At 50.4% G+C, this 24,521-nt stretch carries 25 protein-coding genes and 1 pseudogene; 13 read left to right on the forward strand and 13 right to left on the reverse strand.

Annotation, left to right across the window (positions count from 1 at the left end; translation table 11 throughout):
* Positions 1-232: 232 nt before the first annotated feature.
* Complete coding sequence (locus UNDYM_RS17565) at positions 233-682, forward strand: nuclear transport factor 2 family protein (protein ID WP_162042187.1); 450 nt, start codon at positions 233-235, stop codon at positions 680-682.
* A gap of 124 nt (positions 683-806) precedes the next feature.
* Here the strand turns inward: UNDYM_RS17565 and UNDYM_RS17570 are convergent, their stop codons facing one another.
* The gene (locus tag UNDYM_RS17570; RefSeq protein WP_162042188.1) at positions 807-1,697 is read right to left on the reverse strand and encodes a LysR substrate-binding domain-containing protein; all 891 of its coding nucleotides are present in this window, start codon (positions 1,695-1,697) and stop codon (positions 807-809) included.
* A 110-nt stretch (positions 1,698-1,807) separates the two neighbouring features.
* On the opposite strand from UNDYM_RS17570, the gene UNDYM_RS17575 reads away from it, so the two are divergent.
* From UNDYM_RS17575 to UNDYM_RS17600, 6 genes are all read left to right on the forward strand, one after another.
* Complete coding sequence (locus UNDYM_RS17575; protein ID WP_162042189.1) at positions 1,808-2,506, forward strand: NADPH-dependent F420 reductase; 699 nt, start codon at positions 1,808-1,810, stop codon at positions 2,504-2,506.
* Between the two features lie 131 nt (positions 2,507-2,637).
* Positions 2,638-3,273, forward strand: a complete 636-nt coding sequence (locus UNDYM_RS17580; RefSeq protein WP_162042190.1) for a hypothetical protein — start codon at positions 2,638-2,640, stop codon at positions 3,271-3,273.
* Positions 3,274-3,949: 676 nt separating this feature from the next.
* Positions 3,950-4,816, forward strand: a complete 867-nt coding sequence (locus tag UNDYM_RS17585) for an NADP-dependent oxidoreductase (RefSeq protein WP_232063530.1) — start codon at positions 3,950-3,952, stop codon at positions 4,814-4,816.
* A gap of 64 nt (positions 4,817-4,880) precedes the next feature.
* Positions 4,881-5,369, forward strand: coding sequence for an ester cyclase (locus UNDYM_RS17590; protein ID WP_162042192.1), 489 nt, complete (start codon positions 4,881-4,883; stop codon positions 5,367-5,369).
* Positions 5,370-5,387: 18 nt separating this feature from the next.
* On the forward strand, positions 5,388-6,365 hold the full coding sequence (locus UNDYM_RS17595; RefSeq protein WP_232063531.1) for an MBL fold metallo-hydrolase: 978 nt from the start codon (positions 5,388-5,390) through the stop codon (positions 6,363-6,365).
* A gap of 205 nt (positions 6,366-6,570) precedes the next feature.
* Complete coding sequence (locus tag UNDYM_RS17600) at positions 6,571-7,485, forward strand: LysR family transcriptional regulator (RefSeq protein WP_162042193.1); 915 nt, start codon at positions 6,571-6,573, stop codon at positions 7,483-7,485.
* Positions 7,486-7,571: 86 nt separating this feature from the next.
* Here UNDYM_RS17600 and UNDYM_RS17605 read toward each other — a convergent pair whose 3' ends face one another.
* The gene (locus UNDYM_RS17605; protein WP_162042194.1) at positions 7,572-8,213 is read right to left on the reverse strand and encodes a tRNA-uridine aminocarboxypropyltransferase; all 642 of its coding nucleotides are present in this window, start codon (positions 8,211-8,213) and stop codon (positions 7,572-7,574) included.
* Between the two features lie 113 nt (positions 8,214-8,326).
* Here UNDYM_RS17605 and UNDYM_RS17610 point away from each other — a divergent pair, with 113 nt between their 5' ends.
* Positions 8,327-9,652 carry a hypothetical protein gene (locus UNDYM_RS17610; protein ID WP_232063532.1) on the forward strand — a complete coding sequence of 442 codons (1,326 nt, stop codon included), beginning with the start codon at positions 8,327-8,329 and terminating at the stop codon, positions 9,650-9,652.
* A 50-nt stretch (positions 9,653-9,702) separates the two neighbouring features.
* On the opposite strand, the gene UNDYM_RS17615 is transcribed toward UNDYM_RS17610, so the two are convergent.
* From UNDYM_RS17615 to UNDYM_RS17645, 7 genes are all read right to left on the reverse strand, one after another.
* Positions 9,703-11,181: a radical SAM protein gene (locus tag UNDYM_RS17615; RefSeq protein ID WP_162042195.1), complete on the reverse strand. Its 1,479-nt coding sequence runs from the start codon at positions 11,179-11,181 to the stop codon at positions 9,703-9,705.
* Position 11,182: 1 nt separating this feature from the next.
* Positions 11,183-12,109 (reverse strand): tetratricopeptide repeat protein, encoded by a 927-nt coding sequence (locus UNDYM_RS17620; RefSeq protein WP_162042196.1) that lies wholly within the window; start codon positions 12,107-12,109, stop codon positions 11,183-11,185.
* Complete coding sequence (locus tag UNDYM_RS17625) at positions 12,093-12,866, reverse strand: prolipoprotein diacylglyceryl transferase family protein (RefSeq protein WP_162042197.1); 774 nt, start codon at positions 12,864-12,866, stop codon at positions 12,093-12,095. The genes UNDYM_RS17620 and UNDYM_RS17625 overlap by 17 nt, the downstream gene beginning before the upstream one ends.
* Positions 12,867-12,923: 57 nt before the next feature.
* Positions 12,924-13,124 (reverse strand): hypothetical protein, encoded by a 201-nt coding sequence (locus UNDYM_RS17630; protein ID WP_162042198.1) that lies wholly within the window; start codon positions 13,122-13,124, stop codon positions 12,924-12,926.
* A 122-nt stretch (positions 13,125-13,246) separates the two neighbouring features.
* Positions 13,247-13,483, reverse strand: a complete 237-nt coding sequence (locus tag UNDYM_RS17635) for a hypothetical protein (RefSeq protein ID WP_162042199.1) — start codon at positions 13,481-13,483, stop codon at positions 13,247-13,249.
* 3 nt (positions 13,484-13,486) lie between these two features.
* Entirely contained in the window at positions 13,487-14,542 is a 1,056-nt protein-coding gene (locus tag UNDYM_RS17640) for a rhomboid family intramembrane serine protease (protein ID WP_162042200.1), read from the reverse strand.
* A gap of 69 nt (positions 14,543-14,611) precedes the next feature.
* Complete coding sequence (locus UNDYM_RS17645; protein ID WP_162042201.1) at positions 14,612-16,570, reverse strand: TonB family protein; 1,959 nt, start codon at positions 16,568-16,570, stop codon at positions 14,612-14,614.
* Positions 16,571-16,717: 147 nt separating this feature from the next.
* On the opposite strand from UNDYM_RS17645, the gene UNDYM_RS17650 reads away from it, so the two are divergent.
* The 3 genes from UNDYM_RS17650 (at position 16,718) to UNDYM_RS17660 (ending at position 18,408) form a co-directional block, all read left to right on the forward strand.
* Positions 16,718-16,873 carry a hypothetical protein gene (locus UNDYM_RS17650; protein ID WP_162042202.1) on the forward strand — a complete coding sequence of 52 codons (156 nt, stop codon included), beginning with the start codon at positions 16,718-16,720 and terminating at the stop codon, positions 16,871-16,873.
* The gene (locus UNDYM_RS17655; RefSeq protein WP_162042203.1) at positions 16,864-17,271 is read left to right on the forward strand and encodes an ATPase; all 408 of its coding nucleotides are present in this window, start codon (positions 16,864-16,866) and stop codon (positions 17,269-17,271) included. The genes UNDYM_RS17650 and UNDYM_RS17655 overlap by 10 nt, the downstream gene beginning before the upstream one ends.
* Before the next feature lie 195 nt (positions 17,272-17,466).
* Positions 17,467-18,408, forward strand: a complete 942-nt coding sequence (locus tag UNDYM_RS17660) for a 4-hydroxyproline epimerase (protein ID WP_162044683.1) — start codon at positions 17,467-17,469, stop codon at positions 18,406-18,408.
* Between the two features lie 65 nt (positions 18,409-18,473).
* Here UNDYM_RS17660 and UNDYM_RS17665 read toward each other — a convergent pair whose 3' ends face one another.
* Entirely contained in the window at positions 18,474-19,616 is a 1,143-nt protein-coding gene (locus tag UNDYM_RS17665; RefSeq protein ID WP_162042204.1) for an ABC transporter substrate-binding protein, read from the reverse strand.
* A gap of 166 nt (positions 19,617-19,782) precedes the next feature.
* On the reverse strand, positions 19,783-20,550 hold the full coding sequence (locus tag UNDYM_RS17670) for an AraC family transcriptional regulator (protein ID WP_232063533.1): 768 nt from the start codon (positions 20,548-20,550) through the stop codon (positions 19,783-19,785).
* Positions 20,551-20,887: 337 nt separating this feature from the next.
* Here UNDYM_RS17670 and UNDYM_RS17675 point away from each other — a divergent pair, with 337 nt between their 5' ends.
* Both UNDYM_RS17675 and UNDYM_RS17680 read left to right on the forward strand, forming a co-directional pair.
* Positions 20,888-21,556, forward strand: a complete 669-nt coding sequence (locus UNDYM_RS17675; RefSeq protein WP_162042205.1) for a GntR family transcriptional regulator — start codon at positions 20,888-20,890, stop codon at positions 21,554-21,556.
* Between the two features lie 764 nt (positions 21,557-22,320).
* Positions 22,321-22,578: a hypothetical protein gene (locus tag UNDYM_RS17680; protein WP_162042206.1), complete on the forward strand. Its 258-nt coding sequence runs from the start codon at positions 22,321-22,323 to the stop codon at positions 22,576-22,578.
* A gap of 32 nt (positions 22,579-22,610) precedes the next feature.
* Here the strand turns inward: UNDYM_RS17680 and UNDYM_RS17685 are convergent, their stop codons facing one another.
* Both UNDYM_RS17685 and ylqF read right to left on the reverse strand, forming a co-directional pair.
* Entirely contained in the window at positions 22,611-23,396 is a 786-nt protein-coding gene (locus tag UNDYM_RS17685) for an enoyl-CoA hydratase (RefSeq protein ID WP_162042207.1), read from the reverse strand.
* Positions 23,393-24,324, reverse strand: a pseudogene (ylqF, locus tag UNDYM_RS17690) (ribosome biogenesis GTPase YlqF). Before ylqF ends, UNDYM_RS17685 begins: the two are co-directional and overlap by 4 nt.
* Positions 24,325-24,521: the final 197 nt, after the last annotated feature.

The raw sequence follows: 24,521 nt of genomic DNA on the forward strand, positions 1-24,521 counted from the left end.
TAGCCCCGCTTTTGCGGGGCTTTTTTATAAGTGTGATAATTTTGCCTGAAGACAGTAACGCGAACAAATACCAGGAACCAACATGAATATGCCGGGTCAAGATAAATTGATGATTTTGCACAATCATGCGTCAGGCAAGGAGATACCTGCCAAGGTATCGACAAATATGTCATTCTTTATGTCACCCCGTCTTTGATCTTTAAAAGCCGCACTCAATCAGGAACCCAACGCCATGTCCATTGTGACCCTCTTCATCGCTGCTACCTTTTATGCCGGCCCTGGCAGCAATCAAACCACCGCAGATGCCGCAACCATTGCCGCCATCGAAGCCACTTGCTACGACTATATTGACGGCCAACTTGAAGCAGATCCCAAACGGGTAGCCAGGTCGCTACATCCCGACTTGGCAAAGCGCGCCGTGATAGGCGACACGCCGGATGAGCGCCTGGGCTTGCGCCGCATGTCCAAAGAAGAACTGGTCAACCTGACCAAAGCGGGGGCACTTAAAACACCAAAGGCTGAATGGAACCGTAGCTGCACCGTTCTGGACGTCACAGACAAAGCAGCCTCAGTACGACTGGAAACGCCTTGGTTTGTCGATTACTTCCACATGGGTAAATTTGAAGACCGCTGGATTATCGTGAATGCGCTTTGGTATAGCAAGCCAAAGAAAAGCGGTTAAATGACTTTGGAATAAGGTTCTGGTTAGAGACCTTGCTGATTAAAACAATAGAAAGATAAGACATAAGCTGCGTTTGGTAGGGTGCGCCATGCGCACCGTTTCCATCTTAATTATTCAACCACCGCTACATACCAAGCTCGCTAACTACTGTGTCAATAAAACTCTTCAACTTGGGAGTCTGCCTGCGGTCAGGATGGTAGATAAGATGCACGGGCCGCGACGGTGTTTCATAGTCAGGCAAAATTTTAACGAGACGACCGCTGCGCAAATCTTCACGCGCAAGGTCCTCTGCAATATAAGCCACGCCTATTCCATTCAAGGCTGCAACCAGCAATGCTTCTGCATCATTGAGTTGCAAACGGTGCCTGACCTGTGCCTGGTATTTTTCTTCTCCACGCATAAAGCGCCATTCGCTGGCAGTGGAGCCTGTGCTGGATGCATAAGCCAGACACTCGTGTTTTTCCAGATCAAGCGGCGTGGCGGGAACGCCCCTTTCTTTGAGATAGTCTGGTGATGCGCAGGCGACCAGGCGAAACGGTGCAAGTTCGCGTGCAATGAAGCTGGAGTCGCTCAAACGGCCTATACGAAACACTGCCTCAAACTCTTCTTCCACCAGATCAACATAACGGTCACTCAGCACCAGATCAATTTCTACCTGTGGATACTGTCGCAAATAGCGGGCGATGACCGGTGTCAGCGCGTAAGTGCCAAATGACACTGGCGCATTGATACGCAAGCGCCCTTTGGGCGCCCCTTTCACCTCGTCGGCAAGCGAATCAGCCCAGTCTGCATCGGCCAGCACCATCTTGCAACGATCGTAATAAGCCTTGCCGATATCGGTCAGGCTCTGTCGCCGGGTAGTCCGGTTGATCAGGCGCGTCCCGAGACGACTTTCCAACCAACTCACATGCTTGGCTATCATTTGAGGCGACATGTCCAATGCGCTGGCGGCTGCGGCAAAGGACCCGGCATCCACCGTTTTGACAAAAGCCGCCATGCTTGCAAGCCTGTCCATTCCACACTCCCAGTTGTTACACACATGCAAAAACCCTTATTTATGCGTGATTCCGAAAGGAATAATATCACTCTCTCTGCCCCAGGGGCGGCTTAAAAAGGAAAGAAATCATGCGTAAAATCGGCATTATTGGATCGGGCAATATCGGTGGCACACTCACACGTTTATTCACCAAGGCAGGGCACAATGTAGCAGTGGCCAACTCACGTGGCCCGTCTTCATTAGCTGATCTGGCAAATGAAACGGGAGCCCATCCGGTGACGGTCTCACAAGCAGTGCAGGATAGTGAGATTGTGGTCGTCACTATCCCCATGACAGCTGTCGCCAGCTTGCCCAAAGACCTGTTCCGTAACGCACCTGCAGACTTGATTGTCATTGACACCAGCAACTATTATCCGCAGCAACGCGATGGCCTGATTGCAGAAGTTGAAGCAGGAATGACAGAAAGCGCCTGGGTTGAACAACAGATCGGACGCCCGGTTATCAAAGTATTCAATAGCATACTGGCTGAACACTTGCTCAACAAGGGTACGACTGATGACAGCACCAACCGGGTTGCGCTGGCAGTCGCTGGTGATAATACGCAAGCCAAAGCAGTCGTCATGCAACTTGTCGAAGAAATTGGTTTTGCAGCAGTTGATGCTGGCACGATCGCGCAATCATGGCGCCAGCAACCTGGCTCACCGGGATATCTGAAGGACTACAACGCCGCCGGTGTTCGCAAGACATTGACTGAAGCGCGGCAAGAACGAACTCCCGAATGGCGAGCTACTGTGAATAGTCCTGGCACTTTCGAATCACCAGCCTGATCCCTGGCCGCACCGCCTTGAACATAGTTGAGACATCTCAGCATTCAAGCTATGCCTGGCTCCTGCGCGGACAGTTGCATGTCCGCACCAGAGTGACATCTGAGACACATTTATTTGTATTGGGAATTAGCATGCACAACTTTGCAAAACTTGGACTTTTTGCCGCCATCACTACCATCCTTAGCATCCCCAGCATTTCTGTACATGCACAAACGCCCCCTGCGTCAACAGCCACAGATATCACGCCCGCCAGCATGAACATGCTGGGCCGCGAGGGTGACGCACTTGCCAGCCGTGCCGGCCTGTGGGATGTCGTTGAGACGGCCTGGTCTCGTCCCGGTGCGACACCAGAAATCATCCGCGGACAAGTTTCCGAAAGACGCATGGTCGGCTTATATTTGCAAGAGCTACTACACCCCTCTGCAGATGCAGTTGGCAAAGACGTGAATCGCCTGGATTATCTTGGGTTCAACCGCGTGACAGGGCGCTGGGAATATCTGTCGATGGATGCGCGCGTGGCCGTCGGCCTTATGCCCGCCTGGAGCTTTGACAAGGACAATGTCGAGCGCATCCGCGTGCAATTCGACCCGTTTGTCGTTCCAGGCAGTGGCGATGTGATCACAGGTCAATTGCTGAGAATGGAACAAGTCTATGAAAAATCTGGTCCAGATAACGAGGTCAAAAACCAGTACTTCATCCTGGCCGATGGCAGCGGCATGAAATGGCTCGCGCATCAGTACATTTATACCCGCCGCAACGTACAGTGAAGTCATTCAATGTTTAATGCAGGTCACGGATTTCAATGCAGTCCAAGCTGATCACTCAAAAAAACCGTGTCCTCCGATAAAGACGGAAGGCATGGCCTTACTCCAATACTACTGACGCTCAACTGACTGGCAAGCGTCGAAATTTATTGGTGCGCTCTGCCAGTCAGCCAACTTTTCTTGGATCCCAAAAGATACCTGATCCGGGAATTTATCTGCCAAAAAATGGCAATGCCTTACATTTGTCACTATAGATATTGCCAGTTTTGACTCCTGTCAATTTGACTGGACTCGCCGGAACGCGCAGGCATTAGCCTGGCGAGAACCTCCTCCCCTGCCAGCAATTCTTGTGAAAGTACAAGTCAGCTATACCCTGCTCTTCATGACGGCATCCATGAATTTTTGAGCTTTACAGTCACTCAGAGCTGATGATTTTCAAAGTAAATGTATCCAGGAATGCGTGTATGTACCGCATCACTCCTGTTCAGTCCGGGGCCAATCAATGGCACACGCATTATCCATTTTTCAAATAATCATTTATACCTGATATCTATTGGACGAATATTCCTGAGGCCTCTATCATTTTCACATGATCTCCTCTCAATTTTTTCGAAAGACAAGCATGAAAGCACTAAACATTCGTCATTTTGGTCAGCTATCTGATGTCAGGCTGGAAGACGTGCCACTCCCGGCCCCGGCATCCCATGAAGTCATCGTACGCATTAAAGCAGCGTCAGTGAATCCTCTGGACTTGAAGATACTGGCCGGCCAAAAGCAGGCGGCATTTCCAGTGAACTTTCCTTACACAATGGGAACTGACTTCGCCGGTGTTGTCGAAACGACCGGTGACGGCGTGACTGGCTTCAAGCATGGCGATCGCGTAGCTGGCCGCCTCAGTCCAAGCGCTGGCGGCGCCTTTGCAGAGTATGCCGCTGTGCCTGCCGATCTCTTATCCCACATCCCGGCTGGCGTCAGTGATGAGCAGGCTAGTGCCTTACCGACGGCCGCAGCGACGGCCAGGCAGGCCCTGTTCAATGTGGGCAAATTATTGCCGGGACAACATGTCCTGATACACGCAGGAGCTGGCGGCGTCGGCAGTTTTGCCATTCAACTTGCAAAACAGGCAGGCGCGTATGTCATCGCCACGGCGTCAGAGCACAAGCTCGATCTCATACGCGAGCTCGGCGCAGATGTGGCAATTGACTACCACAACAGTGAGCTGCTTGAGCATCTCGGAGGAATGCATCTGGTGTTGGATACCCGTGGCGGGGAAACGCTGGCACGCTCCTGGGCAACCGTCCGTCCTGGCGGAAGCATAGTATCCATCGTGGATAACACCATTAAACCACGTGACGAGATTCAGGCCGTGTTCACAGCGATCAAGCATGACGCATCCGTCTTGTCTGACCTGCTGAAAGACGTTGAAGCTACACGCCTGAGGGTGCTAGCGGACTCGACTCATATTCTGGACGATGCACATGGAGCTCTTGAACACTTAGCAGCGGGTCATTCTCGCGGCAAGGTCATCATATGCATCGGAAGCTAAAACGCATAGAAAGCTAAAACAAATCCAAAGACAATAATCAATCCCTGAATCAGGAAAACATATCATGACTAAAATTTCTACCTTAACCGCCATAATCATTATGCTCGGCAGTACATTTGTCACGCACGTAGCAAGGGCTGACGATGACCGCGCTATTGTCGAGGCCTTCTACAGCAAATTACTGAGCGGAACAAGCAGTGCCGATCTGCCAGCCAGAATGGCCGAAGTGCTTGCCCCTGACTGGCAAAGCAGAGGGGACTATACGAGTGTGGCAAAGACACGTGATCAATTTTTAAAACAGCTGCAAGGCACAGGCAATATTCTGCCCAATCTCACCTGGAAGATAGAAGAAATTCTTCAAGTCGGTAATCGCTATGTCGTCCGTGGACATGCCAGTGCAACACCTGTTCTTTCCTTCCTGGGTGTGGAAGCGTCCAACCGTCGCTTCGACATCATGTCGATTGATATCCATACTGTAGAAAACCACAAGATCGTAAAGTCATATCATGTCGAAGACTGGCATGGAGCGACTGAGCAACTGAAAAACAAATAATCAACCAGAGGAAATTTCGTGAAAAAAATCAAACTCGCTACCCTCCTCTTGCTGGCTGCATTGGCGTCAACTTTTGCCACTACAGTTACGCTCGCGGCAAATAATGACATATCAAAAGAAAAAATCGTCCGCCTCGCAAATGTGACTGAAATCAGTCCAGGTGTACATGTGATTGAAGACAGACAGCATATTTTTTTGGTGCCGAATGTCACTATCATCACAGGTAAAGATGCAGTCCTGGTAGTCGATACCGGGCTGGGTGCAGCAAGTGCACAACTCGTCTTGCAAGAAGCACGCAGGCTCGCGGGAGACAAAAAAATCTATCTGACTGTGACGCACTTTCATCCTGAACATGGTTTCGGGGCGCAAGTCTTTAAGGGCCAGGCAACGATAATCTATAACCGCGCCCAGCGAGATGAATTGCGTAAAAAGGGACCAGTTTTCCGCACATTGTTTTCTGAAAAACTGGACGTCAGCGAAGCAATGAAAGATGTGAATTTCGTAGAACCAGATATTACCTACGAAAACGAAGCCTCAATTGACCTTGGCGGACGGGTAGTAAAACTCAATTACTACCAGGCGGCGCATACGCTTGGGGACCAGGTGATCTCGATTCCAGAACAGGGCATCGTGATATTAGGCGATCTGCTGGAAACCAAATCCTTCCCCATCATGCCCTGGTTTCCTGATTTGCAGGATACAGATGTTGATCCGTTGAACTGGCGCGAGATTTTTCGAAAGATCGCTGCGACCAGGCCAAACATCGTCATTCCAGGACATGGCACGATAGGTACTGCGGCGGACCTGGAAGCTTCAGCGCAACACATGGATTTTGCCCGTGAGGAAGTTGCCAAGTCTTGTGCTGCAGGCAAGCAACTGCCTGACATCCAGAAAGAGCTGACACCCGTCCTGACAGCCCAACATCCCGATTGGGATCTGAAGGACTGGATAAGCATGGAAATTCAGGTGTACTACGAGCGCCTCTGCCACAAATAAGGCTACGGGGAAAGAAATTCGATAATTGAGTGTAGCAAGCTTGCCTGACGCTGTCAGTGCTAAATTCGCTTTATTTGCTACACTTGTTAACAACAAAAAATTCCTTAAATATGTCTGATATATGTCTGATACATTGTGCCAGGAAAGCTCTGCCATGAGCTCGCAGCAAAATAACGGATGTCTGCCAAAATAGAAAAATTGACATATGGATTTCCACGGGATAGACCTTAATCTGCTGGCCGCCTTCGATGCCCTTGTCAACGAGCGCAATGTGACACGCGCTGCTGCCCATGTCGGTGTCAGCCAGCCTGCAATGAGTGCTGCACTGTCCCGACTGCGCACGCTATTCAATGACCAGTTATTCCTGCGCAGCGCGCATGGCCTGCTGCTGACACCAAAGGCAAGAGATCTCGCAGAACCTGTTTCACAGGCATTAAAGCAAATTGAAAAAGCGCTGTTACCCAAACCCCGCTTCGAACCAGCGAATGCATCAATTACATTCACGCTTGGCTTGTCTGAGTATCCTGCCTTTGTCTTATTACCCATCATTGTGAAAGCAATGCAGAATCACGGGAAGGGGATATCCCTGGCGGTGCATGGAATAGGCAGCCGCGATAGTGCGGTCGATTTACTGGATGCAGGAACCATTGACGTTGCGATTGGGGCACCGCCCAGTGTGGCTGAAAAGCGGATATTGACACAGACAATCATGCGTGACGAATTTATTACCATTGTTCGTCGAGACCATCCTGAAGTAACAGATGACATGAGTATGCAAACATTTCTCAAGCTAACTCATTTGTTGGTATCGCCAGAGGGTGACCGCTATGGCATGGTTGATCAAGCATTGGCACATCTGGGCCAGCGCCGCAAATTAGGGCTCACCTTGCCACAAATGTTTGCGGCACCTTCAGTCGTCGCAAAGACAGATATGGTCTCAACTGTACTGAAACGTATAGCCCAGCATTCCTGCGATTGGCGCAAGCTGGCTGCTTATCCGCCACCTGTTGCCATGCCGGAAATCAACTATGATTTGATGTGGCATAGTCGCAATGATACCCATCAGGCACAGCTATGGCTGCGCGAACAAATTGCACTGACGGCATCAACACTTCGATAATACCGATTGGATTTCGCACACGTCGCTTAGAAACAAATCCCTGCACGGCAATAGCCGGGATAAGCTGGTCAATCACTTTATGACAATCAAGCGGAATCAATTAATGCTGAGTTAATCCTGAACCCCATCTGCTGCCCGACAAACCCATCAAACGCCTCAATCAAGGGCTGATATTTCCCCTCATCCTGCTCCAGTTGCATCAATGCATAACAAGCCGCCTCCAGCGTAGATAACTGATCTGGGGCATGCGCCTTGCGTATGCGGTAGTGTGAGGCTGGCATGTCTTGCAGGCTCAGGCGGGGTAGTTGTTGCAGCAGCGGGTTCAGGTACAGCATCTTGCGGCTTTTGCGCCAGGTCGCGTCTATGATCACCAGGCGTATATTCGTCAATACATGGTCTTGCGCAACAAATTCTGCTGCTTCGTATTGCAGGTCTTGCGCATCATTTTTCGTGGTTGCAGGATAAAGCAACACAGCCTGCTTGCCACCAGCTTGCAGCAGGTCAGTCAATAATTGCTCGTCAAACTGCTCGCATTCCACCATCCGTGAATCTTGCAGGCACAGGTCCAGCAGGCGTGCGCTGCCCTTGGCATTGCTGACTTCCAGGGGATGTTGCAACAGTAATACTTCGGGTACATTGGCAATGCTGCAAACCCAGTGACATATGCAGGCTGTGGATGGGCGCAGGCATTGCGGGCAGGATTTTCTTTTGGGCTTGGGTTCTGACATGCCAACATTGTGAAGGATTGTTATTTAAGCGGCAAGCTTGAAATGGTTTCAGGCAAAGTCGTAAAGGCATCGTCTATCATGATCAGAACCTTTGACATTTCATTTCTAGCCTTATGAAACTCCCAACTATCCTTGCAGCAAGCCTGCTAGTGGCCACCAGCGCTTGCGGTGGCGGCGGTGGCTCGACTGCAGCGACAACTACCGGCACAACGACTACTGGCACAACGACTACAGGTACCACAACTGGTACCACAGGAACAACCACGGGTACAGGCACCGGAACTACTACAGGCACAACGACTGGTACTGGAACCACGACGGGTACCACCACTGGTACAGGTGCGGGTACTACGACCGGCGCTGGTACCGGCACTGGCACGACCGTCGTCACGCTGGAGAAAAAAGCCGCGGCACTGGCAGCCAAGCTCGGCAAGCCTACGCGTTTTCTGGTGGGTCTGGGCAGTGCCGATCTGGCGGATGTACAAAAGCAAAATATCACACCGGATATCTATGATCAGTATCTGGTCGGTGTCGGTGCTGGCTCATGGCCAACCTGGAACAGCCCTTCTGGCGCTTATGTGCAAATCGTTGCGCAAAATGCCGACAAGCTGGGTGCCATCCCCATGTTCACTTTGTACCAGATGGCCAGTAACGGTGACGGCAATCTGAGCGGCCTGACCAATACGACGTTCATGAAAGGCTATTGGGACAATGTACGCCTGATGTTCCAACAGATCAAAACCTATGGCAAACCGGTGCTGGTCAATTTCGAGCCAGACTTCTGGGGTTATACGCAAAGAATATCCAATAACGCCGACCCGGCCACAGTACCAGCGCAGGTCAACAATAATCCTGACTGTGCGAACCAGCCGAATAGCGTCGCCGGTATCAGCCAGTGCCTGATGCAGATGGCGAGAGCCATTGCACCAAATGCCTATGTTGGCTTTCCCCCTGCCCTGTTTGAAGACCTGCACTCAACTGCCATGTCTTATATGCTGAAGCTGGGTGCCGACAAGGCAGATTTCATCGTCATGCAAACCCTGGACAGGGATGCCGGTTGTTTTGAAACCGTACCGCAAGTATCTTATTGCTCACGCGCAGGCACAGGCTGGTACTGGGATGAATCGAATCTGACTTCACCTAATTTCAAGGACCATTTTGCGTTGGCTAAAACCTATTATCAGGGCTTGCAATTGCCTGTCCTGTGGTGGCAAACCCCGCTGGGTGTGCCATCGACCCAGATAGGCGGCTCGTCAGGTAAATACCGCGACAACAAGGTGCGTTATTTCTTGACCCATGCATCGGAAATGGTCGCGGTTGGTGGCTTGGGTGCGGTGTTCAGTACCGGTGAAGTGAACCAGACTTCCATCAATACCGACGGCGGGCAGTTCAAGACTTATTCAACCAGCTATCTGGCCAAGCCTGCTGCCTTGCCATGATATAAGACATGCCAACAAACGCCAGCCTTGCTTGTACAGGCTGGCATTTTTCAGTTAATTTCTACCAGCGGAATGTGTTTCTGTTTCTTCCCTTCCGGCAGTCTATCCATAGTTTGCCTCGCAATGCTGCCGCGTATCTCTTTGAGCCTGCTGGCTTCCCTGTACAACAGGTTATAACTCTCAAACGGTATCATCTTACCGTCAGGCAGAGCGAAATGGATGCAAGATTTTTTCAATGCGCGTACGTCCAGGGAATAAGCGTCCATGAACTGCACGATCAGTACGCGAAAGACGTTGTCATATTTGAGGTTTTGCGGTGCCGAGATCAAGGGCAGACAACACATCAATTCAGACAGACAATTGGCCTGAGACTCTGGCGAATGATTGGTTGAGAAGAGTTTGAAAATCTGGTCTTTCATACCCTGCTTTAAATTCTCATCACGTTCAAAGACGATGGTATTGCCACTACCTTCCACCAGAGATTGCGGGTCAAGATAGCGCGTGAGCGGGATGGTTTTTTCTTCTGTCTTTAAGGCATAGGCCATCGCCAGCGTATCTGGATTACAAGGTACAGGTACGATATCCTTGAGACTGAACAGGCTGCATTGCTCGGTAATTTTTCTGCGTATTTCTGATACCGTCAATCTGTGCAGGCGCGGATCATAGTCCTCGACACGTCCTGCATCCTGTATCGGTTGCAAGGTCACGCCGCGTACGCATTTTTGGGTCAATCCAAAATTGATGATGTCGCCGATCTCATCATCATTCATACCCTTTTTCAAGGTCACGACCAAAGTGGTAGATAGATTAACTGCATTCAGGTTTTCCAGTGCCTGCTGGCGTATGCGACGCAGGTCCGCACCGCGCAAGACCTTGTGCACTTCTGCCCGGAAAGAATCAAATTGCAGATACACTTCCACACCCGGCGCATAGGTCGCCAGGCGCTCAACAAAGGCCTTGTCCTGCGCCAGTACGATGCCATTGGTATTGATCATGACGTGCTTGATAGGGCGAGCCTTGGCAGCGTCCAGGATTTCCCAAAATTGCGGATGCAGCGTTGGCTCACCGCCTGACAATTGCATGACATCGGCCTCGCCTTCATTGGCAACTACCGTATCAAGCATCCTGATAATCTCAGCTAACGGCTTGTGCTGCTCGCGATGGGTACCGCTCTCGGCATAACAGACCGGGCAATTCAAATTACAGTTGTCGGTTATCTCTACGATGGACAGGCAGGAATGCTGCATGTGGTCAGGACACAAACCACAGTCATAGGGGCAGCCATATTCCATCTTGGTATTAAAGATTTGCGGCATTTCAGGATGCTTGACGAATACTTCGCGGCACAGCCTGTAGTATTCAACATCATCACTGACCAGCACGCGCTCAGTACCATGCGCGCTGCACCACTTGTCCATATAAACTTTATCATCCTTGAAAATGATTTTTGCTTCTACAGGATGCAGGCAGCTGGAACAGACCGAACTGGTGGTGTCGTAAAACAGATAAGGGCGGACTTTTCGGGACATATTATTTTTTACCCTTATAGTTAGTAGGATCGGGATATTCTTGTTCTGACTGGCGAACGGCCAAACGAAGTTCTTGTGCTATTGCCTTGGCTTCCTTGATCTGCTCCGAATTCAATGTGGCAGCAAATGCTGAGGCACGTTCTCTGTAATATTTGGGTAAAGGGCTGCGCGAGTTATCCAACAAATAAAGGAATGCTAAAGTTTTTGCATCTGAAAAATATTCATGACCAAACAAGCGCCATTTTCCCTTGGATGAAAACCCAGATTTCCCGCCGCAATGCAGGATAAATCTCGCAAACCAAAGATCAGAAATTCGTTCATTTCTTAAAACATATTTTCCGTCCAGATAGATGTTCTTCAAATCCTGGGCTGGATAATTCCAATTTTGCGAAAACGACGCTGCACATATTTTCTTTGCCGAATTTTCTATCAGCCTTATCCCTTCAGAATAAGAAAGTTCTATATCCCCTTGCTCCAGCTTAATCTGGTAGTCACTTTCGACAGGTGTCCCCTTAAGTAATAGCCATCCATAATAATACTCAGCATCTGGGTGTCCATCATCCGCGGCGCTTTTAATCAGAGCAATTCCCTTTTTTACGTCTTTTGGGAAATACCCAATATTCTTCAAATACTCTATACCAAGCTTGGTTTTGGCAGCAGGGTCATTTGCATTTGCTGCAATCACCAAATTATTATATTCAAGCTCGTACTTTCTCCTGCTTTCTTCTCTTGCAAGTTCCGCTTTCTTTGCAATCTCTTCTTTTTCCTGTACAGTTAATTCTCTAGGAACGCTGACTGGATTTGTATTATTCCTCGAGCCAGAGCTAGAGCTCGCCATCAAATAATGCACACAACCAGTCCCACCTATCAAGCTCAGCGCCACCATCAACATCGCAATACGCGAATTTTTATTAAGGTTCGAGTCCAAATTTCTCTCCTGTATTCAATCTAAGCATCTGACGCACAAGCAAAGGCAGGTAGATCACAAGCGCAATGATGCACAAAATTTGTATGCCACTAAAATAAGAAAAATAATAGTAAGGTACAGGTTTAATGCCATCGACAAGCAAGCGCCAGAACAAATAGCCAGCCAGGTACATTTTGAACATCAGGCCAGACTGGCTTTGCCAGGCCTGTCTGTATCGCCATAAATAGCTACCCCATGCCAGGACAAAAATCATGTCGTAAATCTGGGTGGGATGGCGCGCGATGCCATCGCCGAAATCGATGCCCCATGGCAGACCCGTGGCGTTGCCATAGGTGCCGTCATTGAGCCCCGCCAGGAAACAGCCTATGCGGCCTATGACCATCGCCACCATCAGGGGTAAAACAAAGTTGTCGCCGGTTGATTGCGGTTGTTTGAGCAGGAACTTGGCAAACTCGACACCGATCAAACCACCCAGCAAACCACCGACGATGGATTGGCCAGACATCAATATCTGCAAGTTAGCTGCCGCTCCCGCCCACATGTGTGGGAACTCCATCCAGAAGGCCGCTTTATTGCCTATCGCAGCACCCAGTACACAGCCTATGATCACGCCATAATGGCCGGGGGCCAGTATGCCTGCCTGTTGCTGGTATGCGCGCTGACGGCGGTATAACTGCACGCCAATGGCAATTGCCAGCCATTCAAAAATGAAATGCAAAAGATGGGCGGTACTTGCTGAAAATACGTAAAGTTTCATTGAATGCAGAACTGGAACGAAGCACGCAGAACGCTGCAGGCTGGGTAGATGAGTAATTTATTTGGACGCGATCTTACCAATTAATTTATACAGCAAAGCACAAATGAGCAAACCTGCAACGCCATAGGCGAGTGGAATGAGGCTGAAACTGATGACTGCAAAAAAAATGCCAAACGCGCCACAGGCACCAAAACCCACCATTGGGATAAGGCACAGGAGGATGAAGAATGCACGAACAAAGTTATTTAAATTGCGCATGATAAATAATGTTTATCCATTTAACTAATGATCATCATAGCCCAAGTATGTGGCAAGGCTTGCCCTGCCTCGTAAATAAGTTCTGATTTGAAATGACTTGCCTGAAATCCCTGGATAGCTGCTTAGCGCGGCTCTTGCTTGTCAGGATCAGATTTATGCGTAGATACAAAAAGCTTCTTGAGCAGAAAGCCACAAACAATACTGATACTTAAACCCAGAGCAGTCAAACCCAACACTGAAAGATTGAATGGTGTTCCTGCTAAAAAAGTTAAACCGAGAAGACCACAAGCACCAAAGCCTATCATTAATATCAGGCAAATCAACATCGTGATGACTCGGACAATTTTTTGCAGATTCATGTTTTATCCTGTATTTGTACGCTGCTGGAGATTTTCACGTATGGTTTGCACACTGGTTTTGAACAATGCAGCCAGATTTGCATCCTTGTTTGTGTCAATGACTGCCTGCATGATTTTACTGGCAGGAACGAGGCTGAAAATGACTGGCGGCGCATCTGCCGTAGTCATGACAAAGATGCGTTGCCGGTCGTTATCGATCACTGCCCATTTCAAACCTGTCTCTTGTACCAAGGCATCGGCAAATACTATTTCCAGTGCCTGCACTTCATGTGCTGGCCGTGCCTCTATTGGTTTTTGCTGCAAGATCACTTCGATGATTTTGAGCTTGCCTTCTATGGTGTCAAACTGTGCTCTCGCTTCTGGCAGGTATTGCTGCCTGACCCAATCTCGCAATGATTCTGCCTTGAGGATATCGGCAGTAGAAAAATATTCCAGGTTTTGTGCCGCGTTGGCTGGTAGCGGTAAAGAAGATTGTGTCAGTCCCAGCTTCTTGCACTCAATATAGGCCCAGGCAGCGCCAACCAGCAGCCCCATGGTGTGCGCCCAGTTTGCGATAGGGCCAAGCAAGCCAGTCCAGCACAATACAAACCAGGCCAGCATCATATTCACTGTGGCTTTGCGCATGATGCCGTTAAAGGCGGCGTCATAGCGGCCACGTATCCAGACATAGGAAAATAAGCCATATATAACGCCCGACATGCCGCCAAAATAAGGATTATCTGTGAGCAGGTATTGCGCGATATTTGAAATGACTGCCGCAACCAGGAAAAAGCCCAGATAAAAGCGGGGGCCTTTTCTGTTTTCAATGACGATGCCCAGATCCCACACCCACAGCAAATTAAAGATCAGATGCATGAGGCCGAAATGGATGAAGGCAGGTGTCAGCAAGCGCCAGACCTGGCCCGATAAAACATCGGCGAATCCGGCATGATCCGGGTCGGTTATGAAAAGAATGCGCAGGTTCTCTATCGTCCCACCAAAGCTGGAAGTGAGTGCAACCAGAGCACTCAGTGCAATCAGCACGATGGAAACGCTGGAATAGTTTTTAAATTTTGTCATGAATGATGATTGAATTTACCTGGCCGGCATCAAAACGAAAAAATCCAGCCAGCAGAATACTTCACACAACTAGCGCAGCTCTTCGATCAATCTCAGATTGTCGTCAAAATTCCAGATACGGCGTATTTCTATGACGTCATATTGCGCCGCGATATTCGGTGGGAAGGCAGCGTATTTGGCATTCACGCGGACGATACGGCGTACTGCCTCATCGATGTCGGCACGTCCGCTGGAACGCAAGATAGTGATTTCTTCGACGCTACCGTCACTGCGTATGGAAACCACCACGACAGGGTCACCACGCGCCCTGTCTTTGGAAATCTGCGAATAATTCAGATTGCCATTGCGCTCGATTTTCTGCTTCCAGCTATCGATATACAGACGCAGAGGAACATCTTTGTCCTGGCTGCCAAACAGGCTGCGGCGACGCGGTTTTTCTTCTGTGTCATTGCGTGGCAAAGGCGGCGTGCCACGCAGGATGTCGAGCCCGCGTGCCTGGTCCCTGGCCCGGCTTGCCAGGTCACCACCGGTGATATTTTTAGGCAGGCTGAACGGGTCAGATTTATTCCCCTGATTGCTGCCATTGCCCGGCGTGGTGGCAGAGCCATTGTTTTGCTGCCCGGTATTGGGACCAGGATTGATGCCCGTGTTTGCAGACTGGTTATTGGCGGCGACCTGTGCAGCAGCTTTGGCAGCGGCAGCAGCCTGTGCTTGTGCTTGTGCTTGTGCCTGAGCTTGGGCCTGAACACGCTGTTCGTCTGCTTTTTGTTTTGCAGCCAGCTCTTCGGCTTTTTGTTTCGCTAATTGTTCATCCTGCTTTTGTCTGGCGACTTGCTCTTCTTGTTGTTTCTGACGTACCGCTGCTTGCTGACGCTGTTCTTCTTGCTTGCGTTTTTCCGCTTCCAGCGCGATTTGCTGTTCTTTTTCTTTCAGTTGCTGTTGCTCTTTGGCTTGCTGCTGTTCTTTCTGTGCCTGGGCCAGTTGCTGGGATTTTTGCTGTCTTTCTTCTTCCTGGCGCTTATTGTCGTCCTGGCGTTTTTGCTCTGCCAGTTTGACTTCTTCAGCCTGGGCTGCTTCGCGTTGGGCGCGGCGGTTTTGTTCTTCGGCTTCCAGTTGTTTTTGCAGGGCCAGTGCGGCTGCCGCCTTGCGGCTGGCTTCATCGGCGAGTTTGCGGTTTTCTTCGTCGAATTGTTTGCTCAATTGCTGGAGTTCTGCCTTGCCATTGGCATCGCTTTGCTGCGCCAGTTCGTCGGCTTGCTTGCGCATCTGTTCTTCACGCTTCTTGCGTTTTTGTTCTCTTGCCTGTTCTTTGGCAGCTTTTTCTTGCGGTGTTTCCTGCTCCACGCCTTCTTGCGCTACATTGTCATATTGCTTTTTTGGGTCGGGTTCTGCATCTGGCTTTTTGGGCAGGTCGTCAGGATTGGGCACAGCCATGGCAAAGGTTTCTTCACGGGCTATATCCTGGGTGATCACACGGGCCACATCTGGTGCCATGACTTTGCGCTGCTGGGCCTGGGGTGGTGCCGTGTTGGCTTTGTTTTTTTGGGGAGCGCGCGGCTTGCTGGCAACTTTGGTCTGTACCGGCGCGGGAGCAGGTGCTGCTTTTTGTGGTGCAACCAGGCGTATCCCAGAAGTGGCTGCCTTGCTCTCGGTTTTTGCCGTCGCACCGCTGTCTTTCACGCTGACTGCAGCAACAGTGGATGCGGGGGCAGGATCAGACTTGGGGGTGAGAGGTGTTACTGGCGTCATGGGCACTACTGGTGCCGACGACTCAGCCGCAGCGCTGGCAGCGACAGGTTTGTCATTATTAGCTGGTGTTGAATTGGCAATCTGTACCGTGAGTTGTGGTGACTCTGCCCTGCGCTTGTTCCACGGCGCTTCCACGCCGGGCATACCCAGGCCAGGCAAGCCAAACTGCAAACACAAAATAAATATATGTATGGCGAGAGAAATGAGCAAACCGCCAATCAGGCGCTGCTTGATCTCTTTGGGCATGGCATTTTCAGTGTGGGCTGGATACAGATTCATGCAACAGGTTCGATTTTCTCTCATGGCTGAAGATTATCGCATGGTCAAAATGCGAAACGTACTTTACCATCTGTATGCATCAAAAAAGTGCTTCAGCATCAGAAATTCACGATTTGAATTTGATGGCCCACCAAACAGGAGCAAAACATGACCCCTCGCTTTCGCATCCTCACCGCCTCTGCCCTGCTCTGCCTGGCTAGCCCAGCGCTGGCAGAAGTTATCAATATAAGTAGCAATGGTTTCCAGATACGTCACGAAGTGCTGTTGAATATACCCCTGAAGAAGCCTACGAATTGCTGGTGAATGTCAGTGGCTGGTGGAATCCTTCGCATACTTATACCCTCAATCCCAAAAACCTGAGCATAGACGCCAGGCCTGGTGGCTGCTTTTGTGAGAAATACCCGCATGGTGGTGGCGTACAACACATGAGCGTGGTACATGCAGCACCTGGCAAAGCCTTGCGCATGACAGGCGCACTCGGCCCCATGCAGGCGCATGGTCTGGCTGGCAGCATGAGCTGGGATTTCATCCCGCAAAAACCGGCTGAAGCGGGCCAGCCAATGAGCAAGCTGGTACTGAGTTATAGCGTAGGTGGTTATATGGCAGGTGGTTTTGAAAAAATGGCACCGATGGTGAATGTCATGCTGGGTGAACAGATCACCCGCTACAAGAATCTGGCGAATACCGGCAAGGTCGATTAATACGCCTGACTTCTGGTTCCGGGATCATATTGCCAACATGACTATGCTGATTTCGTCGTCCGTCTGCTGAATTTGTGTCAAGACAGATACAGCTGTTTTGCCTAAGCTGACGTAACTAATCATTTTCTCATGAATCAGGTTTTATTCTGCATGGAAACCCTGATTCAGCAAACTCATCCCATACTGGCAAAAAACATGAAAAAAATCTCAGTCATTGATTCGCATACCGGTGGTGAACCTACCCGGATTATTGTTGATGGCGGCCCTGATCTGGGAACAGGTGACCTGGCTACCCGCCTGCAAGTATTTCGTGATCAATTTGATCACTACCGTTCAGCCACCGTCTGTGAACCACGTGGCTCAGATGTCATCGTCGGCGCACTGGCGTGTGCACCACATGACCCGTCCTGTACGGCTGGGGTGATATTTTTCAATAATGTCGGTTATCTGGGTATGTGCGGCCACGGCATGATAGGCTTTATAGTCACCCTCGCCTATCAGGGCAAGGTCAAGGCAGGCAAGCACAGGATAGAAACACCGGTCGGCATCGTCGAGGCAGAGCTGCATGCCGACAACACCGTGACCGTGCACAATGTACCTGCCTACCGTTACCGCCACGCGGTGCAGATCGATGTAGCCGGACATGGGCAGATCAGCGGCGACATTGCATGGGGCGGCAACTGGTTCTTTTTGATCAACCAGCACGGGCAAGACCTGCGCCTGTCAAATGTAGAACAACTGACAGACTTTAGCTGGCGCGTCAGACAGGCACTGGAAACCCAGGGCATTACCGGTGAAAACGGTGCACTGATCGATCATGTCGAGTTATTTGGCCCACCACTTTCAACAGACAACCATAGCCAGAACTTTGTGCTCTGCCCCGGCAAAGCTTATGACAGGTCCCCCTGCGGCACAGGCACCAGTGCCAAGCTGGCCTGCCTGGCAACGGATGAAAAACTCAAGGAAGGCCAGGTCTGGCGACAAGAAAGCATACTGGGCAGCGTGTTTGAAGCCAGCTATCGTCACGCGGCAGATGGCAAGGTTTTGCCCAGCTTGCGAGGCAGCGCTTTTGTGAATGCAGAAGCACAGTTACTACTGGATGAACGCGACCCCTTTGTCTGGGGCATACGCCAATAAATGTATGTGCAGCCTGATTCCGGCAAATACCCGGATCAGGCTGCTACATCATGCAATGCAAAGTATTAACGCAAAAACCGCCCATCTTTGGACACTACAGTCAGCTCTGCATAATCAGAACCCTGGTGGTTATTCTTGCCAAAGTTGACGATAAAGCCGTCAAAGTCTGTACGTCCCATACCCTCTAATGCCGTGATCAGGCGCTCGCTGTTGACATCCTTCCCTGCGCGCTTGATAGCCTCGACAAACACCTTGGCATCCAGAAAACCTTCTATACCCAGATAAGAATATTCCTTGACGTTCATCTTGCCCATGACCTTCTGGTATTCGCGTACCAGGGCTGTCGTGGCAGAGTAAGGGAAAGGCAGGACCTGGGAAATGATGACGCCCACGCCATCCTTGCCCAGTGCTGTAATACCAGCCTGCGACGCCAGTACCGACAGGGCAAAATACTGCATGCCCTTGACCTTTTTATTGAAGGCCTGGATAAAATCACTGGATGGCTTGCCTGCGGTGATCAGGATGATGGTTTGTACATCGGCCGCTTCCATGGCACTGACAGCCTTGTCGAGGTCAGAAGAATCGCTGTTGATACTGACTGTTGCCGTCAACTTCAACTGATGTTTGGCGATAGCCTGTTCTATGCCAGCCAAGCCTTCCTTGCCAAAGGCATTGTTCTGTACCACCACACCTATCTTCTTGATGCCACGTACGTTCAGGTGATCAATGATCTTTTCTGTCTCTGTCGTGTAACCCGCGCGGATATTGAAGATGCGACGGTTAAATGGCTTGCGTACCACATCAGCACCGGTCACCGGGGCAAAGCTGAGGATATTGGCTTCTTCCAGCACTGGCAGCAAGACTGTATTGGCGGGTGTGCCCAGCATGCCGAACAGGGCTACGGCTTTTTCTTTTTCTATGAGCTGTTTTGCGTTGGCAAGAGATTTTTTGGCGTCATATGCATCATCCAGGGTGATCAGGCGTATCTTGCGGCCATTTACCCCACCCTGTGAGTTCACATAATCAAAATAGGCTTTGGCACCGGTGGAATGCGCAACTCCCAGTTCAGCCAGGATGCCGGTCAATGCAGTTGATTGACCGATGACGATGTCATTACCGTCTGCGTAGGCACTTACACTACAGCACAACATCAAATTGACGAGCAAAAGCCTAGCCATCGCTTTGCAGCGATTTAATTTTACGAACATATTGTCTCCAGTGTTTTCTTTACTTCTGTGCAAGATGCCAGAAGCTGTCTTGGTTATATGCCAGGCAGAATTTCCGCAAAGCATTGCCCAAAGAATAAAACACATCTTTACCAAAGATTGTCGTCAGGATGACTATTCAGTTACCTCAAGGAAACTTCTCTTGCATTTAGCTGCGCACTACTACCTCACGGTATTCACTGGGCGTCATGCCCACTGTCGCCTTAAAGATACGCGAAAACGCGCTGTGGTCCTGATAACCGCAGGCAACAGCAATATCGGTAATGCTCAATTGTGATTCGGCCAGCAAGGATGAGGCAGCATCGAGGCGTATCTTGACCATCATCTGTCGGGGTGTAAGGGAAAATATCTTGTGGAAATTACGCTCCAGTTGCGCCACCGACAGACCAGTCAGCTTTACCAGGTCTGCCATGGCGATGGTTTGGGTATAGTTTTGATGCAGGTGTTTTACCGCAGCCGCAATCTTGGCATACACGGGATGACGCTGGTCAGGCATAGCCAGGTCACGTGAGATGCCTGTCATGCCTATGATGTTGTGGCGGGTATCACGCAAGGGGATTTTTTGCGTCAGGCACCAGCCTGGCGAGCGGTTCGGGTACAGGTGCAGCTCCAGCTGGTCATGGATTTCTTTTTTCCCACTCAACACCAGCGCATCCTGTGTGGCATAACTGGTTGCCAGTGAGGATGGAAACACCTCTTCTGCCTTCTTGCCTATCAGGGCATCCTTGTCCCGGACACCACAGCGCCTGACCAGGGTGTGATTAACCACCAGATAACGCCCTTCATCGTCCTTCACAAAAAACACGATGTCGGGCATGGCATCGAACAGGCTTTCAGCAAAAAAAACATTCGCCATCTGGCTGGCCATCTGCTGTCGTTTTTGCTGTGCTGGAAAAGGGGATGCTGGCAGCGTCAATTAATCAACTCCATGAATGAAGAGAAAAAAAAGAATAACAAGAAAAAATATTGTGTTGCAATTAACTTAATTTATAAATATATTTAAATTATATTTGAAATGTGGAGCTTAAACCATAATTCAGACTAGAATCTATTCCTGTGCCGATTTCTGCGTAAATCACCAGCAAATAAGGATAGTCCATGGCAAAATTGAAGGCAGGAATATATTGCCATATGTCAAAAAAGTGCAAAAGTTTTATAAAAACGCGCAGAATTTGATAATACTGGCTTTTTACAAGGTAAAATTCGTACTCGAATAGGTAAAATCCATACAAAATACAGAACATGGATATCTGATGCTTGCTACTCCTGAAAAAACACCCGCTTTCGCTCCTAAATTACGCGCAGCAGACGTTGCCTATGATGCGATAGAAAGCATGATAGTCACGCTGCAGTTAAAACCTGGCTCACCCGTAGTCGAGTCTGAGCTGGTAGAAAGAACCGGCCTGGGCCGCACCCCGCTGCGCGAAGCCCTGATGCGCATGTCATCCAACGGCCTGATACAGCAAATGCCCAGGCGCGGCCTGATCATCAGCGACATTGAAGCTGCCGAGCACATGACGCTGATAGAAACCCGCCGCGTCATCGAACGCCTGATAGGCGCCAGCGCCGCCCGGCGCGCTACGCCGCAGCACCGCAAAGACATCATAGAATGCGCCGACAAAATGCTGGTCGCCGCCAAACGCAATGACCTCAACGACTACATGGCAGCCGACCAGGCCCTCGACCATGTTGTGCACGAAGCCTGCCGCAACCCTTCAGCCGTCGCTGCCGTGATCCCGCTGATCATCAAATGCCGCCGCTTCTGGTACGCCTTCCAGCACGAAGGCGACATAGAAGAAGGCGCCCGATGTCATATGCTGGTTGCAAAGGCGATTGCCAAAGGTAATGAAGAGCAGGCTGCCAAGGCGGCGGATGGTTTGATGGATTATCTGGAGTCGTTTGCGCGTAAGGTGATTGGGTAGGATTGGTGTTTCGGGAGGCTAGCAACCCCTATTAACTACAAGCCAAAGAATATTCTCCAAGGTCACAGTGACGTTGGGGTTGCTTTTGACGTTGGGGTTGCTTTTGACGTTGGGGTTGCTTTTGACGTTGGGGTTGCTTTTGACGTTGGGGTTGCTTTTGACTTTTGCAGTTCCCATGTGTCGACGCCGTTTGTGCGGTACAGAAAATGGATTAAGAAGAGCCGCTGTTTGAGCGAAGCGAGTTTCGGATCTTCCCATTTTTTGTACTGCACAAACGGGAACCCCGCAGGGGCGACGACGCCTGGGTCGCCTTTCTTTGAATACTTTCTTTGGCGACGCAAAGAAAGTATTTCGGCTGCCGGGCCGAGACCCGGCTTGTATCCACGAAGGGCAATTTAATTTCAAGCTACACGGTATGCAACGAACGTCGCTGGAGCGCCAGCCCGGTGGATTCCAGCTAAAAACACGCTGGAATGACGTTAATAAGATTGCCGCTCGTTTTTCCGCTCACCAGCCGCAAACGATACCCTTAAAGAATGGCACAAAACACGCTCAATTGTGCCCAAACCTTCAGCAGCTAAGAGTATAATCTTGCCCCTATGGCATTCCACCCTTTTATTTCCAAACCCAATAACCATGCAATTGCCATGGCTACATTGGCCTATGGGATAATATATTTTATCTTTATTGCCGCGCTCAATGCTTCATTACCCCAGTCGAACTCGGGCATAACGGGATACGGGCTCTGGGATAATGATATTTTCATGACTATCTGCGGAGTCCTGCAATATGTCTTGCCCGGATTGTTGGTCGGCTACCTGGCAAAAAAATCACCGATGATGCACGGCTACCTGCTGGGTATAGCTACCACAGCCCTGACTTACCCCTACGGTGCCGCGCCAGGTCAATTTCCCACGACCTACATAGTCTTGTATACCTGCTTTGTTGCCGGAGTCTGGTGTTCACTGGGCGCGATTATTGGCGACCACGTCCGGTCTTTAAAAGCAAATCCTGAAAACTGACCAGAATTACGGGATAGGATAAGGATTCCGTCCTACTTCCAATCAGGTACGCGTTTTTCCAGGAAAGCCTGTACCCCTTCTTGCGCCGTCTCATCCAGCATATTGCAAGCCATGGTCTGCCCGGCCAGTTGATAGGCGGCTTCCACTCCCATTTCCAGCTGTTTATAGAATAACTGCTTGCCCATGCTGATCGCCAGCGCGGGCTTGGAAATGATGCTGGCCGTGAGCTCTGCCACACAGGCATCGAGCTCATCAGTACTGACGACACGATTGATGAGGCCGCGCTGCAAGGCAGTTTGCGCATCGATAAAATCGCCGGTCAGCAGCATTTCCATCGCCTGCTTGCGTGAGACATTGCGTGACAAGGCGACTGCAGGTGTAGAACAGAACAGGCCGACATTCACGCCAGATACGGCAAAGCTGGCATTGTCACTGGCAACAGCCAGATCACACATGCCCACCAGTTGGCAGCCGGCTGCTGTCGCCAAGCCCTGCACGCGGGCGATGACGGGTTGGGGCAATTTCTGAATTGCCAGCATGAGCTTGCTGCATTGCTGGAACAAGCTCTTGTAATAATCTTCAGATGGATGGGCCTGCATTTGCTTCAGGTCATGGCCAGCACAAAATGCCTTGCCAGCAGCAGCCAGCACTACTACCCGCACACTTTCATCAATTGCGATGGCCTTGAACTCAGCCTGCAGGGCTGCCAGCATTTCTTCTGACAGGGGGTTGAAACGTTCACCACGGTTCAGTGTCAGGGTGCTGACACCCGCAGCGTCACTACGCAGTACAAAGGGATTGTCTGCGGCAACATTCATTCTGCATCTTCCTGTTCTGGCTCCATGCCAGTCTGCACACTCTTGCCCTGACCCAGCAAGACTGGTGGCACATAGGTTGCCAGCAAATGCTCGCGGCTGGCCGGGGTTTCCAGGCTCACGCGGCCCAGGGCGCCGCTGCGGTAATCAAGCAACAGGGTATGTGATGCTTTTTCATAATCCCAGTCACCGCCTTTGAGCTTGTAGCCGCGTTTTTTTGCCACGCCTTCTATGACGGAGACAGCATCGATACCTTCGACCGGAAAGCCATAACGCGCAGTGATAAATTTTGGATAATGAATCAGCAATTGCTCAGCCAGGAAAGTCGCGATTTCTTCCTCAATCAGCGCATTCACGCCGACGGCATGGCTGGCTGCCAGCATCAGACCGTCAGTAGGATGTTCTATCTTGGGCCACAGCATGCCGGGGTGTCGGTCAAAATCATGTTCTTACCCAGGTACAAACGCTGCTGGGTCTTGGTCACGGCGGGCTCGTCACCGACATTGGCAACACGTTTCTTGAGCAAGGCATTCATCAAGGTCGATTTACCGACATTGGGTATGCCCATGATCATCATGCGCAGCGGTTTGGTCGGCACGCCACGATGCGGGGCCAGTTTCAAAGCCAGGCCAGGCACTTTGGCGACATCAGACGGTTTTTTACAACTCAGGGCGACGGCGAACACGCCCTTCTGGGCATTGTAGAAATCCAGCCAGGCCTTGGTGGCATTCGGGTCAGCCAGGTCGGCCTTGTTCAATATCTTCAGACAAGGACGCTGGCGGAAGGTACGCAGCGACTCCACCATGGGATTGCAAGAGGCTTGTGGAATGCGGGCATCCTGCACTTCTATTACCAGGTCGGTGTTTTCCATGGTTTCCGCCGCCTTCTTGCGGGCGGCGTTCATGTGGCCGGGGAACCATTGTATGGACATGCTTATTCTTCTTTTTGGCAAAAACAAAGCGACATTGTACGGAAGTCTGCCACGCTTGCGCCGGATTTTGCGGGCGATCCCGGGAAAGCACTGCATTTATCCGGTGCAGATTTTGACTATGGATGTACAAAAAGACATTAATGTTTAATATTTTTGCCAGAATTGTAAATTTAGTTGATTAATTTGTATGTAGATGC

Origin of the sequence: Undibacterium sp. YM2 (genome assembly GCF_009937975.1) — a bacterium.
Classification (GTDB): Bacteria; Pseudomonadota; Gammaproteobacteria; order Burkholderiales; family Burkholderiaceae_D; genus Undibacterium.

Excerpts from the sequence above, each read along its gene's own strand:
- UNDYM_RS17565 (WP_162042187.1), top strand. The coding sequence starts at position 233 with ATGTCCATTGTGACCCTCTTCATCGCTGCTACCTTTTATGCCGGCCCT.
- UNDYM_RS17580 (WP_162042190.1), top strand. The coding sequence starts at position 2,638 with ATGCACAACTTTGCAAAACTTGGACTTTTTGCCGCCATCACTACCATC.
- UNDYM_RS17600 (WP_162042193.1), top strand. The coding sequence starts at position 6,571 with ATGGATTTCCACGGGATAGACCTTAATCTGCTGGCCGCCTTCGATGCC.
- UNDYM_RS17625 (WP_162042197.1), bottom strand. The coding sequence starts at position 12,866 with ATGAAACTTTACGTATTTTCAGCAAGTACCGCCCATCTTTTGCATTTC.
- UNDYM_RS17665 (WP_162042204.1), bottom strand. The coding sequence starts at position 19,616 with ATGTTCGTAAAATTAAATCGCTGCAAAGCGATGGCTAGGCTTTTGCTC.
- UNDYM_RS17645 (WP_162042201.1), bottom strand. The coding sequence starts at position 16,570 with ATGAATCTGTATCCAGCCCACACTGAAAATGCCATGCCCAAAGAGATC.
- UNDYM_RS17660 (WP_162044683.1), top strand. The coding sequence starts at position 17,467 with ATGAAAAAAATCTCAGTCATTGATTCGCATACCGGTGGTGAACCTACC.
- UNDYM_RS17685 (WP_162042207.1), bottom strand. The coding sequence starts at position 23,396 with ATGAATGTTGCCGCAGACAATCCCTTTGTACTGCGTAGTGACGCTGCG.
- UNDYM_RS17590 (WP_162042192.1), top strand. The coding sequence starts at position 4,881 with ATGACTAAAATTTCTACCTTAACCGCCATAATCATTATGCTCGGCAGT.
- UNDYM_RS17605 (WP_162042194.1), bottom strand. The coding sequence starts at position 8,213 with ATGTCAGAACCCAAGCCCAAAAGAAAATCCTGCCCGCAATGCCTGCGC.
- UNDYM_RS17640 (WP_162042200.1), bottom strand. The coding sequence starts at position 14,542 with ATGACAAAATTTAAAAACTATTCCAGCGTTTCCATCGTGCTGATTGCA.
- UNDYM_RS17650 (WP_162042202.1), top strand. The coding sequence starts at position 16,718 with ATGACCCCTCGCTTTCGCATCCTCACCGCCTCTGCCCTGCTCTGCCTG.
- UNDYM_RS17675 (WP_162042205.1), top strand. The coding sequence starts at position 20,888 with ATGCTTGCTACTCCTGAAAAAACACCCGCTTTCGCTCCTAAATTACGC.
- UNDYM_RS17570 (WP_162042188.1), bottom strand. The coding sequence starts at position 1,697 with ATGGACAGGCTTGCAAGCATGGCGGCTTTTGTCAAAACGGTGGATGCC.
- UNDYM_RS17630 (WP_162042198.1), bottom strand. The coding sequence starts at position 13,124 with ATGCGCAATTTAAATAACTTTGTTCGTGCATTCTTCATCCTCCTGTGC.
- UNDYM_RS17610 (WP_232063532.1), top strand. The coding sequence starts at position 8,327 with ATGAAACTCCCAACTATCCTTGCAGCAAGCCTGCTAGTGGCCACCAGC.
- UNDYM_RS17575 (WP_162042189.1), top strand. The coding sequence starts at position 1,808 with ATGCGTAAAATCGGCATTATTGGATCGGGCAATATCGGTGGCACACTC.
- UNDYM_RS17635 (WP_162042199.1), bottom strand. The coding sequence starts at position 13,483 with ATGAATCTGCAAAAAATTGTCCGAGTCATCACGATGTTGATTTGCCTG.
- UNDYM_RS17680 (WP_162042206.1), top strand. The coding sequence starts at position 22,321 with ATGACTATCTGCGGAGTCCTGCAATATGTCTTGCCCGGATTGTTGGTC.
- UNDYM_RS17615 (WP_162042195.1), bottom strand. The coding sequence starts at position 11,181 with ATGTCCCGAAAAGTCCGCCCTTATCTGTTTTACGACACCACCAGTTCG.